Raw genomic sequence first — 14,488 nt, forward strand, 5'->3', positions numbered from 1 at the left:
TAAACAAAAAGCCCAGCAATTGCTGGGCTTTTTGTTTTCAGCTAAAAACAACTTAAGCTGTTTCTAGGCTAGTTTCAAAGTCAAAGTGGATTTTCTTATCTTTCACAGATACTTTAACCGAACCACCATCGGCTAGCTCACCAAACAAGATTGCATTTGCCAGTGGCTTTTTAAGCTCATCTTGGATAACACGTGCCATCGGACGTGCCCCCATTGCTTTATCGTAGCCTTTATCTGCCAACCACTCTCTTGCTTTGGATGTAAGCTCAAGATTAACCGACTTCTTATCAAGTTGCGCTTGTAACTCAACAATGAACTTATCAACCACTTGCAAGATAATCTCTTTCTCAAGGTGATTAAACCAAATGATGTTATCTAAACGGTTTCTAAACTCAGGTGAAAACACTTTGTTGATTTCACTCATCGCATCATGAGAATGGTCTTGCTCAGTAAAGCCAATTGACTTACGTACAGTCTCTTGAACACCCGCATTCGTCGTCATCACCAATACTACATTTCTGAAATCGGCTTTACGACCGTTATTATCAGTAAGTGTACCGTGATCCATTACTTGCAGTAGAATGTTGTAAATATCTGAATGTGCTTTTTCAATTTCGTCTAGTAGTACAACTGCATGCGGATTTTTAATTACCGCTTCAGTTAATAAACCACCTTGCTCAAAACCTACATAGCCAGGAGGTGCACCAATTAGACGACTGACCGCATGACGTTCAACATATTCAGACATATCAAAACGAATAAACTCAACACCCATACACTTAGCAAGCTGCTTAGTAACTTCTGTTTTACCAACTCCTGTTGGGCCTGCAAATAAGAACGAACCCACTGGTTTATCTTCGTTAGCAAGACCTGAGCGTGATAAGCGAATTGCTGAAGTCAACGCATCGATTGATTGGTCTTGACCAAACACTAGCATCTTCAGGTTACGATCAAGGTTTTTAAGTGTTTCTTTATCGCTTGACGAAACGCTTTGCTGAGGGATACGCGCCATCTTAGATACAATTAGCTCGATATCAGCCACGCCAATTGTTTTCTTACGTTTAGAAACTGGCTGTAAACGTTGATTAGCACCAGCCTCATCAATAACATCAATAGCCTTGTCTGGTAAGTGACGTTCATTTATGTATTTAGCACTAAGTTCTGCAGCTGCTTTCAATGCTTTTTGTGTGTAACGAATACCATGGTGCTCTTCGTAACGCTCTTTTAAGCCGTTAAGAATCTTCGTGGTATCAGCCACACTTGGTTCAAGCACATCAATTTTTTGGAAACGACGTACTAGCGCACGGTCTTTTTCAAAGATATTCTTGAACTCATTATAAGTAGTCGAGCCCATGCAGCGCAGTTTACCACTTGAAAGTAGCGGTTTGATTAGGTTCGATGCATCCATTACCCCGCCCGATGCTGCACCGGCGCCAATGATGGTATGAATTTCATCAATAAATAAAATTGAACCTGGTTTAGCCTGTAACTCTTTAAGTAGCGATTTGAAACGTTTTTCGAAGTCGCCACGGTATTTAGTACCCGCTAATAACGCGCCCATGTCGAGTGAGTAAACAACTGCATCGGCAATCACTTCAGGTACTTCTTTGTTTACAATACGATAAGCTAGGCCTTCAGCTATGGCTGTTTTACCCACCCCTGCTTCACCAACCAATAGCGGGTTATTTTTCTTACGACGACATAACACTTGTACTGTGCGTTCAACTTCGTTGTCGCGGCCCACTAATGGGTCAATATTGCCATCAATGGCCTGTTGATTCAGGTTGGTCGTAAAGTTTTCAAGCTTAGTTGGCTCTTCACCTTGCACTTCTTGCACTTCTTCATGAATGTCATCGTGATCTTCACCGCCAATGTCGTCATCTGTTTTAGAAATACCATGCGAAATAAAGTTAACAATATCCAAACGATTAACATCTGATTTTTTAAGTAAATAAACTGCTTGGCTCTCTTGTTCAGAAAAAATTGCCACTAGCACATTCACGCCAGTAACTTCGTTTTTGCCTGATGACTGCACGTGAAATACAGCGCGCTGTAATACACGCTGAAAACCTAACGTCGGTTGTGTTTCTCTATCTTCCTCAAGATCAGGAATAACCGGTGTTGTTTCGTCAATAAAATCTGATAATTCGACTTTTAATGCGCCCATATCTACGCCGCAGGCGTTAAGCGCTTCCCCAGCAGAAGGGTTATCGAGCAGTGCAAGTAAAAGATGCTCGACGGTCATAAATTCATGACGACGTGTTCTCGCTTCGCGAAACGCCGCATTTAAGGTTAGTTCTAAGTCTTTGTTTAGCATTGGCAACCCCTTACTGAGATAATATTTATATACCGTTGTGACGGGCTAATTAGTTCACCCTACCTTGGTATTTATTCCTGCTCACAACTACATAGCAGTGGATGCTCGTTGTCTCGTGCGTAACGATTAACTTGTTCAGCTTTGGTATGAGCTACATCAGCGCTGTAAACACCGCATATCGCTTTACCATTATGATGAACTTGAAGCATCACATCTGTTGCTCTATCGCTATCCATATTAAAAAACGTCATTAGTACTTCTATCACAAAGTCCATAGGCGTGTAATCATCGTTATTTAAAATGACCTTATATTTTCGCGGTGGTTGCAATTTTTGCTTTTCACTATCGCGAACCGTTTCAATAACACCAGAATCTTTCATGCCACTCATAATTAAATATAGTCTTGTCTTTAGAACTCAAGCAAACTTGAATAAAAAAATAAATAAATTGTTAAAAAATAGTCTAAAACACTTGACTGACTGGCTAAATAAACTACAGTCAAATATAGATTGATTAATCATTAGTCAGTCTAGCAAATTACACGGTTTAGAATAACTAAATTAGTCAACTTATAGAAGGATGTAGAAGTATGGCTTGTGGAAAAGTCAAATGGTTCAACAATGCCAAAGGTTTTGGCTTCATCGTAGAAGACGGCAGCGAGACTGATATCTTCGCTCATTACTCAACGATTGTAATGGACGGTTATAAAACACTTAAAGCTGGTCAAGATGTAACATTCGAATTGCAACAAGGTCCAAAAGGGTTACACGCAACGAATATTGCGCCTAACGATGAAATCTCTTAGGTAAAACCTATTCGAGTATCAAGCGAGCGACCTTGTTAAGTTCCTCGCTTACTCTTCCACTAAAATTTATCCTTACACTTACCTTGAAATTCCATTTGTTTACCCCAATTGATTAATTGTTATTAGCCCTTTAGAGCCAAGCTTGTTACACTCTTGTTGCTTAAATTTAGCTTTTTCGTCATTTTGACGTAAGGCTTTTGGCTAATTTCATGATTTGCTTATTTGAGCTATAAGAATTTTACAGTCTGTCAGCTGTGGTTATTTTAATACTTTGTATTGAGTGGCAACAGCTAACAGACTGCTTGCTGTTGTTTTATCAAGGTACCTAAAGCTTGGTAATTCAAAGCTATCTTTTGCATTGTTGAATATGGCTAATTAAGGGTTACTGTTAGCAGTCATTACCAAACATTACGCCAACTATCTAGGAATGATGATGACATCAAAAATTATCTATACTAAAACAGATGAAGCGCCAGCTCTTGCGACGTATTCATTGTTACCAATCATCCAAGCGTATACAAACGCTGCTGGTGTTGAAGTTGAAACTCGCGATATTTCATTAGCGGGTCGTGTAATTGCAAACTTCCCTGAGTACTTAACTGAAGATCAACGTATTGATGATGCACTTGCAGAATTAGGTGAAATGGCTAAAACACCTGAAGCTAACATTATCAAACTACCTAATATCAGTGCTTCTATCCCTCAGCTACGTGCAGTAATCAAAGAGTTACAAGAAAAAGGTTACGCACTACCTGACTACCCTTCAGAGCCAAAAACTGATGAAGAAAAGAAAGTTAAAGCAACTTACGACAAAATCAAAGGTTCTGCTGTAAACCCTGTACTTCGTGAAGGTAACTCTGACCGTCGTGCTCCTGGTTCAGTAAAAGAATATGCGCGTAACAATCCACACTCAATGGGCGCATGGAGCAAAGATTCAAAGTCTTACGTTGCTAGCATGGAAGACGGTGACTTCTTCGGTTCAGAGCAATCAGTCACTGTTGCACAAGCAACTGACGTACGTATCGAGCATGTTGCTGAAAATGGTGATATCACAGTTCTTAAAGCAAGCACACCATTACTAGCAGGTGAAGTAATTGACGCTTCGCGAATGAGTGCTGCTAAGCTTCAAGCTTTCCTTGCAAAAGAAATTCAAGCAGCAAAAGACAAAGGCGTGTTGTTCTCATTACATATGAAAGCAACGATGATGAAAGTGTCTGACCCAATCATCTTCGGTCACGCTGTAAAAGTTTTCTTCAAAGACGTTTTCACAAAACACGCTGATCTTTTCAAAGAGCTAGATGTTGACGTAAACAACGGCTTTGGTGATGTATTCTCAAAAATTGAAAGCCTAGATGCAGCTAAAAAAGCTGAAATCGAAGCGGATATCCAAGCGGTATACGACAACAACCCTGCTATTGCAATGGTTGATTCTGACCGTGGTATCACGAACCTTCACGTACCAAGTGATGTGATCATCGATGCATCAATGCCTGCTGCAATCCGTTCTAGCGGCCAAATGTGGAATAGCGAAGGTAAATTACAAGACACGAGCTTTGTCATTCCAGATCGTTGTTACTCAGGTGTTTACCAAGCAACTATCGATTTCTGTAAAGAAAACGGTGCATTCGATCCAACTACTATGGGTAGCGTACCTAACGTTGGTCTTATGGCTCAAAAAGCTGAAGAGTACGGTTCACATGACAAAACGTTCGAAGTAGCAGCAGCTGGTACAATCCGTGTTGTAGACACAGCTGGTACAACTTTACTTGAGCATGCTGTTGAGCAAGGCGATATCTGGCGTATGTGTCAGGTTAAAGATGCACCAATTCAAGATTGGGTTAAACTTGCTGTTAACCGTGCTCGCGCAACGAGCACGCCAGCAGTTTTCTGGTTAGACGAAAACCGTGCTCACGATGCTGAGTTAATCAAAAAAGTAAACGCGTATCTGCCAAACCACGATACTGATGGTCTTGAAATCCACATTTTAGCACCTGTTGAAGCAACTAAATTTTCTTTAGAGCGCATCAAAGAAGGTAAAGACACTATTTCAGTAACTGGTAACGTACTACGTGACTACCTAACTGATTTATTCCCAATCCTTGAGCTTGGTACAAGTGCTAAAATGCTTTCAATCGTACCACTTATGAATGGTGGTGGTTTATTCGAAACAGGTGCCGGTGGTTCTGCGCCTAAGCACGTTCAACAATTCGAAAAAGAAAACCACTTACGTTGGGATTCATTAGGTGAATTCTTAGCACTAGCGGCTTCTTTAGAGCACTTAGCAGTTAATGCTGGTAATAAGAAAGCGCAAGTACTTGCTGATACGCTTGATAAAGCGACAGGTACTTTCCTAGCGGAAAACAAATCACCTTCACGTAAAGTGAAAGAGATTGATAACCGTGGTTCGCACTTCTTCCTTTCATTATTCTGGGCACAAGAACTTGCTGCACAAAATGATGACGCGGAATTAAAAGCACAGTTCACGCAAATTGCTGCTGATCTTGAGTCTCAAAAAGACCAAATCGTTGCTGAGTTAAACGATGCACAAGGTCCTGCTATGAGTGTTGGTGGTTACTTCCAACCAAATGATGAGTTAGCATTCAAAGCGATGCGCCCAAGCTCTACATTTAATGATATATTAGCAAAGTTAGTTTAATCTCAAACTAAGCTTACGAAAAAGGGTTATCAATTTGATAACCCTTTTTTATTGGACTCTGATCGAGAGCCATTTAGTGAGGTTAATTAGAAAAAACATTACATAAATAAGTGCTCTTTTGCTGAAATAATAGCTTGTTCTATGGCTGTATTTTTAACAGGTTTAGAAACAAACAAGTCCATACCAGCTCGCTTACATGCAGCCTTATCATCGGCTGAAGTATTAGCTGTCAAAGCAACTATGTAAGTTTTATGTACCGGGCAAATTAGTTCTTCTCTTAAAATACTAGTTGCTTCAATACCATCCATTTCAGGCATTACACAATCCATAAAGATTAGATTGTAGTTATTTTGTTTGCACTTATTTATCGCATCAATACCATCGCATGCATAATCGGCAGTTAAACCTAACTTTTCTAAATGGGCTTTTAGAACAAAACGATTAATTTGATTATCATCAACAACAAGTATCGACAATGGCAAGGTTGAAAAGTCAATATTTGCGGCAGTAATAAGGTCAGACGTCTGAGCTACTCCCCTTTTTAAAGTTAATTGAATATCAAAACAACTTCCTTTGCCGTATTCGCTAGTAACTTTAATAGAGCCGCCCATGTAGTCAATAAGTTCCTTAACTATTGCAAGGCCAAGCCCTGTACCACCTTTTTTACGCTCTTTGTTTACTTCTTGTGTAAAGGGAGAGAATAGTGACTTCATAAAAGATTCTGACATGCCGACACCACTATCACTTACCCGCAGATTTAGAAGCACATCATCACCTTGTTGCTGTGCGACAGCGCGCAATTTAATATCACCTTGCTCAGTAAATTTTAATGCGTTGCTTAATAAGTTAGACACTATTTGGGTGATCCGCGTGTTATCACAGTAAGTCCAGCACTTATCACTGATATCAATATCAACTTCAAAATTTAAGTTCTTTTCTTGGTATAGCGGTAAATATAACGAAGCAAGGTCAACAAAAATTGTCTTTAACAAGAAATGACATGGCTCTAGTTTCAGCTCTCCATGGTTAATTTTCGAAAAATCGAGAACTTCATTAATAATATTAAGCAATATATCGGCGCTACGAAGCGCAACTTTCAACTTCTCTTCACGCTTTTGCTCAGATTTCTCATAAAGCAAAGTCGTCAACATGCCAGTTATACCATTCAACGGAGTACGTAATTCATGACTTATTTTTGCAAGTAAAATACTACGATCTTCTAAGGTGCGTTCTGCGTCTGCCTTTTGCTTTTTAAGTTCTTCTCGCAATAATACCGATTTAGTAATATCTTGAAATGTACCTATTAATCTTACGCACTTTCCGTTTTTGAATTCAGGTTCACCAAAAGTGGATACCCATATAGGTTTACCTTTCGCTGTGATCAATTCAATTTCGATATTCCACTGTTTTCCATCTTCAATAGCTTCTTTCACAGCAAGCTCAATGGCATCCCTACTTGGCCCTTTTTTGTAATATTCTATGGCATTATCAAGTAAGGGAGTAAAATCTTCTGGTACCTCATGGATCGCTTTTGTTTGTTTACTCCAATAAAGGCGATTTGATGCAAGATCTAACTCCCATGAACCAATCTTCGCAACTTTCTCAACTTGAGCAAGCATAGAGTTCTTTTTTATTAATTTTTTTGATGCTGAATTTCGTGCAAACTCATTTCCAAGCCATTGCGCAAAAAGCTCAACATAATCATGGGCATCATCATTAAAAGGTGGTGAAGGTTGCGGTGCAGAAAAGTTAAGAGTACCAAAGACTTTATTACCTACAAAAATAGGTGCGCCAATATAAGATTCAAGTTTGAAATTCAGATAACACGGATGCTCTGCAATAGTACTTTGAGAGGCTTGATGAAAAGATATCGCTTTATTCGCTGTGAGCGTATGGGTGCAATACGTACCCGATAGTTCAAACTGAGTACCAACAGCAATTGCATCATCTGGAGCAATTACGTGTATGACCGTGTAAACATTATTTTCTACACGACTAATTATCGCAAAATCAAGATTAAATACATCTAGACCAAATTTTAGTAACTCTGTTATTTTCTCTGAGAAGTCAGTATTTTGATCAGATACGATGTTGTGAAATTGGCGCAGAAAGTTCAACCTAGCTCCCTAGTTACACGAATTTTATTTTGCTTTAATAAGCATACCAAGAATTTCAAATAACAACAGTAGTAATCATAATTTATGACTGTATTTAAATTATTTATAATGACTTGCTCCTATTAAAAAAGCCCCTTAAAAGGGGCTTTTTTCGCTATTTTAATCTCTGTATAGTCGCCTTCTATAAACAAAAGGTAACAAAGCAATGAGAAATACAAAAACGCCACCGCTACTAGATTCAGCTTTATCACTATTGCTAGTAGTAGGTACATTTTTAACAGTAACATCTATCGATTGTTCTGTAGTTCCTTCCCCATCCGAAACTGCTACTTTGAATTTGAGCAATGAATCCTCTGAAACAGCTGGAGATTTAAATTTTAACGTTGCCGAATTCGATTGAAGAATATCAGCTTGAAGACCTTGCGTTTGCGTCCAATTGTAAGTTAACGACTGTGATTCCTTATCTGTCGCAGAAACGGTAATTACACCGTCTGCATTCTCATTAACTGTATAACTACTAGCAAGTTCAATAGTTGGCAATTGGTTTACATGCACGAATAGAACAGATTGTTCATGAACAAATTCCTCATAACCATCGTTAATGGTTAAAGAAATTGTCCCTTGCTTTGACTCTATTAGCTCTGACACTTTTAAGATTGCTATACTTTCATTTTGGTTTTCGATAGTAACTTCTGGTATTGAAATAGACCAGTGATACGTTAGCTCATCTGCGTCGCTATCTGACGTGCCTGAAGCATCTAAAACGAAAGTATGCAGCTCTTCTATCGTTTCAGGAATAATAAGAGACAATGTCGGTGCGTTATTAAGACTTTCTTGGGCAAGTTTTGCGACAACTTCAACAAAACCATTTTTCTCGCCGTCTAAGTCAAATTCACTACCATCTTCAATCCTAATCACTGAACAATTACTGCACTCAGCACTAAACTCGCTGCTTGCAATTATCTCTACCGATTTCCAACCACTCAACGTTAGTACGCGTGCTTGTAGCTCATCGCTCAATAAAGCGTTTTCAAGCATTGGTAAAGCAAGGTCTACTGATTCTGTGCGCTGAGCGAGCTCAACATTGATGTTTATCATGTCACTCTTCAATTGGAAATGAGGATCTTCAACCCTCATCTCGGTGAAGGCATCAAGCAACATCTCTTCAGCGACATTCATATTTTCTATGAAGTGCTCACTGTGAGTGCGAATAACGTCACCTGCTCTGATGATATGGAAAACATTGTTCGTATATACATAAGAGTCAGATGCGAGTACCCCTTTCGAGGTGTTTGCTGAATTATCTAAGAAATCAACAATCCCATCACCATCACTGTCGCCTATCCACTCTACAATATCAGGGATATTATCACCATCGGTGTCCGCACTTTCATCATCAAAGGTAACATGATTAATCAATGGCACAGTCTCAGTTTTCGTCAGAACCGACTCACCATTTTGTAGAATGTCATACTGTAAGGTAATGTTTCCTTGCCAAGCATCTTCAATACCATAATAGCCACTCCAAATTGATGTTTCATTCATATACACGTCAACTTCATTGATGACTTGTTCACCAGATAATAATGTTACTTTTAGCTCTAAACTTTCATAATTTGAAAAGCCATATACTTGTATATAAAGTTCGGCGCTATTCCCTTTGACCAAACTTGCCATTTTCTTACCATTTTGTTTATAAGTGGCACTGATAGTACGTGGAGCATCTTCATCTAAATGAATTATTTCAGATTTACTAAACTCCCCTGTATAACCGCCGTCGTATACTTCAAGCTCAATTGAATCAACTGACGAGTCAAGCGTATTTCCTAATACTACATTCTTGATCCCTTCGATACTGTAGTCACTAAAATAGTGGCTATAATTGCCAGCAGTTAAATTCAAGCCCAAGTAACCATTTAACGGCTTACCTCTTACATTAAGCGCAACGACAGGCAGAACATTTCGATAAACATAGGTAAAAGGCTGAATATCAATACGAGGATTTATATGTAGGTTTATTGTGCCTGAGGCTGCATTACCAGCATTATCGCTTGCGATAATATCTACAGAGTAACGCCCTGACTCAAATTCTATATCTAGCCCTGATTCGACAGTTATTTCTTTGATGCCTGACACCCTATCAAAAACAATAAACTGCTCTAGCAAGGTTTCAAACAATTGTTCTTCAGTAAATTCGCCGTTTATAACGACGACATCGTTTCGGATGGTTGGAGCAGTCATATCAGTAATATAGAATGTTTGCACAGCTCTTGCGCTATTCCCTGCAATATCTTCAGCGACCCAAGTCACTTGATTCTCGCCATAAACTAGCGTTCTAGATAAAGGGTATACCTCAACTGCTGCTCTATTGTTATCAGTAACCTCAGGATAAAGACTTCTAGGAATAGATGTGTTTTCATAGACACCTTCAATTGTCACAGCTGTCAAATCAGAGAAAACAGGTGGTAAATTTTCTCCTAAATTTGGATCATCTGGATGACTATCCTCACTATCAACCACACCATCTGAATCAGTATCTTCAGCTGTTGGGTTTGACCCTATTTCAAATTCAGTTATGTTAGCCAAACCATCTCTGTCTAAATCTTGACTTGCATCGAATGAGTCAAGGACATTTAAGCCAAATTGATACTCCCAGAAATCTGGAATGCCGTCATTGTCGCTATCTAAACGAGTGTCAACCTCTGAAACCCACATAACTCTATCAATAAAGAATGGGTCATAGCGGTAAAAATCAGCATCAACTAGATTAAATTTAATGACGTTGAAGCCATCAGTGACAGGTATTAGTAAACGAGACTCATTGTATTGAACGTGAATGTTTTCGTTGTTTAGTTGAACATTAAAGCGGTCATATTTGTTAACTCTATAGTCAATTGTGATAAAACCCTGCTCAAACAAGCCAGCAATAGCAAAACCTGCATTTACTTCTGTATAATTTTCGCCATCAAACTTAGGATTGAAAGAAAGGCTATTCACTCCGTTAGAAGACCAAGTATCACTTGAAATCCAGTCAACATTATTTGCTGCTAACACCGTAAAGCGGTTAGGTAATCCTGCACTTTCAAAGCTTTCGAAAAGGTTATTAATTGCTGAAGGCGTTGAAGCGTATTCTGAAGGCGAGCTTTGTGCATAATACTCTTGTACGTCTGTATAACCATCTTCATCCAAATCAGCACCAGTAACATTTGCATTAATCGGTGAGGTCATAAGTACATTTACTTCGTAACCGTCAGGAAGTTCATCTCCATCACTATCCGAATGCCTAGGATCTGTTCCAATACCATACTCTTGCAGAGCTGTTAATGCGTCATTATCGTAGTCAGAAGATGCATCATTAGCATCAGTTAAATTAAGCCCATTTTCAACTTCCCAAAAATCTGGCAACCCATCACTATCTGTATCAGCATCGCTCGTTTTAGCAATAAACTTAAAATTATCTAGCCAAACAGCATCCTCTCCAGTAGATATTGATCCATCTTTTGAATATGAAAACTCAATAACGTTAACACCTTCGGGGATTTTAACTATTACCGACCCTTCTTTAGTCCCAGCGATCCACTCAATATCACTGTTTGAACCATTTATTTTCATTATAAAAGAGTCGCAACATTCTTCAGACTCTATTTTATAGTCAAATACAAGGTATGCTTCAGCGAAGACGCCTGTAGCACTGAATGAGCTCATTTGACCATCTGAGATTTTACCGGAGCGAATGCTTTGCGAACCATCGGTAGCAAAACTATTATCAATGTACCAATCTGCATTGTTCTCTGATGAATGGTTAAACCATTGAGGTAGTCTAGAATCTTCAAATGAACTAGTTAGATTCAATTGCTCTGGAAATGACTCTGCATCCTGCGGATCAGTTTGTAACTGAAACTCGGTAAAGTTGCTAAATCCATCATTATCACTATCAAGCATTGCATCAGTAGAGTCTGTTAAATTTAGACCATGTTCATATTCCCAGCCGTCTGGAATTTGGTCTCCATCTGTATCAAGGTTATTGGGGTCTCCCTGATGTAAAAACTCATTTAGATTACTCAAACCGTCATTATCATTATCTAGTAATGCATCATCTGGATTTGAAGGATCTAAGCCGTGCACAACTTCCCAAGAGTCAGGTATTGAGTCACCATCATTATCGGCAAACTCATTACTGATATAAATGTTATCAATGAAGACAGTATCTAAACCTGATGATACAGAACCATCTTTAATATATGCGAATTTAAGTGTATTTAAGCCTACAGGAATGACCTGCTCGAAAGAGCGCCAATCGGTAATACCAGAATCAATAACAATTAATTGCTCGTTTAGGTATACATACAAATGGTCAAAACCTGCTTCTGTAGAAAGTTTATAAATGAAACTTAAATACTTAGTCTGGTCTGTTACAAAGCTGTATTCAAAACTAGTCGCTTGACTATCGTCAATATCATTATTAGCCAAAGAGAAGCTATAGCTTTCATCTATTTGTGACGTTACCCATGGCGTAGAAGGATCTGTAAAATTAAAACTTTCAGGAACAAGATTATCGTTAAAGTTAAAAGAGATTGTTGCAGGAATTGAAGGCGTAGAATCAGCATCAGTTGGGTCTGAACCTAATAAAAATTCAATTAGGTTAGTGAAGCTATCTTGATCTAAGTCACTTTGTGCATCTGCACTGTCTAGTGGATCTAACGAAAAATTGACTTCCCAACCATCTGTCATTTTGTCGTTATCAGAATCTGGATTAGTTAAGCTCGTTTGATATTCATGATGTTCTTGATAGTCTGTTAGGCCATCGTCATCTGTATCAGAATTATTTGGCAACGAATTTAATCTGTATTCTTCTAGGTTGCTCAATCCATCTTCATCAAGATCACCTGCTGCATCTGTAGGGTCTGATGAGTCGAGTGAATATAACAGCTCCCAGTTGTCATCCATTTCATCGTTATCATTATCAATGAATTGGATGTTATTACATACAACGCCTACCGTATTGAATGCATCAACAACATCATTTGCTGCATAACCTAAATCTATGGCGCTGTTTATTGCACCACATGCTCCATCGATAAAGTCAGTTGAATTAACCCAATAATTTTGGTTTGCGTAAAGCATAATTTGAAAAGCTTTTCGCGGATCCCACTCAGGCTTATTTGCAAGTAAATAAAATGCTCTGTTAAATACACCACTACTGTAATGGACATCAATACCAGAATAAAACTCTGATGCATGGTCTATTGAAATACCATCATTTGACGGTGTTTCAAAATAACGCAATGCAGTTCTATTTTTTGTGATGTCGGCACCCGACAACCAATCTGTAGTGCCTCTGACAAAGTATTCAGCAGTTTCACCAGCCATGTCTGAAAAAGATTCATTTATCCCGCCTGATTGGTCAAAATAAAATAAATTAGAATTTTGTTCTGTTACACCATGACTTACCTCGTGAGATACAATATCCAAAGATACTAGTGGGTAAAAGCTATCAGCACCATCACCAAAACTCATCGCAGAGCCATTCCAGGTGGCGTTTTCCCATCCATCTCCTTGGTGAACACGCAGTAATAATTTAAAGGTCAGGGGCGCCATGTTGTACCATTGCTCATACATATCAAACACTGAGGTACCAAATGCATGCGCATCGTTTAAAGGCGAATAGGCACCATTGACCTCTTTGTGAGTATTTCGATCACACGGGAATGAAAACGCAGATGATGGCTCACTGCCTGACTCCATCGAAACAGTTTTCACTTTATCATTCTCTAAAAAGCATGTTTCTCCTACTTTAGAAACTGCAAAGGCAGGATAATCTTCACCATATTCATAACGGCCAACTTTCTCATTCCCCCCAGGACCCATCGCCTGTGTGTGCTTAATATTATTCCACGCTTTATACACTTCATAAGTATTTTCATTGATGATAGCTGAAGGCTTTGACTCATGTTCGGCATTTAAAATTTCAAGTTCAATTAAATATGCGTAATGAGCTTTATCATCCTTAACATAAATATAACGTTCTGATTTTATAAGCTTATATGGCAAGTCTAATGACAATTTAGCAGCTTCAAGTACTGCGTTAACAGCAGTATCTAAATCAAATTGATTGTTCGCTCTTAATTGTAATTGCGCATCATTGATGCCGGTCGCAAAAAAGCCACTCATGTGCTGTGACTTCTCTTGAACACGAATTTGCTGACCCCAAATAGGAATACCAGAGTAATACTGCTGCAGAATTTTATTTGATGAGCTTTTTCTTAACACACTATTAGAGTGTTGGTGAGTAGAAGTAATTTCTTCAAAATAAGAGCCTTTTATTTGGTTTTTTTGAAGAGTCTGATTCATTAACAACAGGTTTTGAAGTTGAGGCTTGTTAGATGGACTTACCCTTTCGACTGTTGCAGCTTGAAGAGAGTATGCACTGAACATACTAAAAACTGCAGCACCTGCAATTAATCCCTTATGCATAATAGTTCCTTAAATACATTTTTTACTTATTATCGGGACCAAAATACCAAAAATAAACACAATTTGCACCAACTTGTTAAGCTCACATTAATGAATTAGCTAAAATTTCGAATCCATAT

General features: G+C 38.6%; 6 protein-coding genes. 2 read left to right on the forward strand and 4 right to left on the reverse strand.

Annotated features, from left to right (window positions below):
- Nucleotides 1–52: 52 nt before the first annotated feature.
- On the reverse strand, nucleotides 53–2,317 hold the full coding sequence (gene clpA, locus CWC02_RS00940; protein WP_054561665.1) for an ATP-dependent Clp protease ATP-binding subunit ClpA: 2,265 nt from the start codon (nucleotides 2,315–2,317) through the stop codon (nucleotides 53–55).
- 71 nt (nucleotides 2,318–2,388) lie between these two features.
- Complete coding sequence (gene clpS / locus CWC02_RS00945; RefSeq protein ID WP_161804337.1) at nucleotides 2,389–2,697, reverse strand: ATP-dependent Clp protease adapter ClpS; 309 nt, start codon at nucleotides 2,695–2,697, stop codon at nucleotides 2,389–2,391.
- A 209-nt stretch (nucleotides 2,698–2,906) separates the two neighbouring features.
- On the opposite strand from clpS, the gene cspD reads away from it, so the two are divergent.
- Together cspD and CWC02_RS00955 are read left to right on the forward strand one after the other, a co-directional pair.
- Nucleotides 2,907–3,122: a cold shock domain-containing protein CspD gene (gene cspD / locus CWC02_RS00950; RefSeq protein WP_036968098.1), complete on the forward strand. Its 216-nt coding sequence runs from the start codon at nucleotides 2,907–2,909 to the stop codon at nucleotides 3,120–3,122.
- A 433-nt stretch (nucleotides 3,123–3,555) separates the two neighbouring features.
- On the forward strand, nucleotides 3,556–5,778 hold the full coding sequence (locus CWC02_RS00955) for an NADP-dependent isocitrate dehydrogenase (RefSeq protein ID WP_138615917.1): 2,223 nt from the start codon (nucleotides 3,556–3,558) through the stop codon (nucleotides 5,776–5,778).
- A 98-nt stretch (nucleotides 5,779–5,876) separates the two neighbouring features.
- Here the strand turns inward: CWC02_RS00955 and CWC02_RS00960 are convergent, their stop codons facing one another.
- On the reverse strand, nucleotides 5,877–7,895 hold the full coding sequence (locus CWC02_RS00960) for an ATP-binding protein (RefSeq protein WP_138615919.1): 2,019 nt from the start codon (nucleotides 7,893–7,895) through the stop codon (nucleotides 5,877–5,879).
- 159 nt (nucleotides 7,896–8,054) lie between these two features.
- Nucleotides 8,055–14,369 (reverse strand): M4 family metallopeptidase, encoded by a 6,315-nt coding sequence (locus CWC02_RS00965; protein ID WP_212751469.1) that lies wholly within the window; start codon nucleotides 14,367–14,369, stop codon nucleotides 8,055–8,057.
- Between the last annotated feature and the right edge of the window lie 119 nt (nucleotides 14,370–14,488).

The organism is Pseudoalteromonas sp. S2721 (genome assembly GCF_005887425.1).
Taxonomy (GTDB): domain Bacteria; phylum Pseudomonadota; class Gammaproteobacteria; order Enterobacterales; family Alteromonadaceae; genus Pseudoalteromonas; species Pseudoalteromonas simplex.